Below are 231 nucleotides of genomic sequence, written 5' to 3'. Positions count from 1 at the left end.
GATCCGCCCCTTGCCGGCAGCCGGCACCAGCCCCAGAGAAATGGGCTTGCCACCGGCGGGAATGACCCACAATCCAGATCACGCGTAGGCTCCACGGCAGCCAAGGCCAGCGGTTCGAGTTGCAGGTGGTCGGCAAACGCCTTGATCTGCAACGCCGGTTGCTGATCGGCCGCGCCCAGGGTGGCGTTGTATTCCACGCCCAGGTCGCGCTGGTACAGCACACCCACCAGC

General features: G+C 66.2%; 1 pseudogene. It reads right to left on the bottom strand.

The features are described from left to right. A pseudogene (locus AC0IYH_RS34235) lies at window positions 1-231 on the bottom strand (anti-sigma factor); the annotation flags it as partial.

Source organism: Pseudomonas sp. AC463, assembly GCF_979253585.1.
Note: the sequence above shows the minus strand (reverse complement) of the source record. Positions and strands in the feature narration are given on the sequence as shown.